Source organism: Bradyrhizobium sp. (assembly GCF_016462955.1).
Lineage (GTDB): Bacteria > Pseudomonadota > Alphaproteobacteria > Rhizobiales > Xanthobacteraceae > Bradyrhizobium.
On sequence record NZ_JAEMSD010000642.1, the window covers coordinates 2,739 to 3,324 of the forward strand.

The following is a 586-nucleotide window of genomic DNA, read 5'->3' on the forward strand; positions in this document are numbered from 1 at the left end:
GCGCTACATGCTGGACACGAACATCGTTTCCGACCTGATAAGAAATCCGCAGGGCAAAGTTGCAAGGCGGATCGCCAAACTGGGCGAGGACAAGATCTGTATCAGCATTATCGTGGCGGCCGAACTGCGCTACGGCTGCGCGAAGAGCGGATCGAAGCGACTGCTCAAAGCTGTCGAAGACCTGCTCGGCGAGATAAATGTGCTGCCGTTCGAAGTGCCCGCCGACACCGAATACGGCGGAATTCGCGCCAAACTGGAGGCGGCGGGAAAGCCGATCGGCGGCAACGACCTGCTGATCGCCGCCCATGCTTATGCGACTGGCGCCACGATTGTGACCGCCAATACCAGCGAGTTCAAACGTATCGTCGGCCTGAACGTGGAGAATTGGCTTGCTTAAGAACACTTACGAGCAAACCAACCAAGTTTAGCGGCCCAAACAGACGCGGGTGGAGCAATGAGAGGGCCGATCCCAGGCCCCGAGTTCGCAGTCACATTCTGAATGGCGGCGATTTGGCGCTCCCTAGGGGAATCGAACCCCTGTTTCAGCCTTGAGAGGGCCGCGTCCTAACCGCTAGACGAAGGGAGC

Annotated in this window: 1 protein-coding gene and 1 tRNA gene; one reads left to right on the forward strand and one right to left on the reverse strand. The window is 58.5% G+C overall.

The features are described from left to right. Window positions 1-7 precede the first annotated feature (7 nt). Window positions 8-397, forward strand: a complete 390-nt coding sequence (locus JHD07_RS36090) for a type II toxin-antitoxin system VapC family toxin (protein ID WP_291630864.1) — start codon at window positions 8-10, stop codon at window positions 395-397. Between the two features lie 114 nt (window positions 398-511). On the opposite strand, the gene JHD07_RS36095 is transcribed toward JHD07_RS36090, so the two are convergent. After that, a tRNA-Glu gene (locus JHD07_RS36095) sits at window positions 512-586 on the reverse strand.